At 63.8% G+C, this 240-nt stretch carries 1 protein-coding gene; it reads right to left on the reverse strand.

Annotated features, from left to right (window positions below):
* Positions 1–240 (reverse strand): FTR1 family protein (locus AC0IW9_RS31815; protein ID WP_471652271.1); only part of this gene is annotated, 240 nt, incomplete at both ends.

Genomic DNA, 240 nt, shown 5'->3' on the forward strand with positions numbered 1-240 from the left:
CCATCACGGCGGCGAACAACGCCGTGCAGCCTTCAAGCAATTCACGCTGTGCGCCGCTGACGTCGAACAGATAAGCCGCCGCCGCCCAGGTGAACACGCCGGCCAACATCGCCAAGCCCCAACCAATGTGCACGCTACGCTCGGCCGATTGCTGACCGGTGTTGCGCAGGAACGCGAGGATGGCAGCCAGCACCAGAATCGCTTCCAGGCCTTCGCGCAGCAGAATCAACAGCGCCGAGA

The sequence above is a fragment of the Belnapia sp. AC561 genome, from assembly GCF_979252845.1.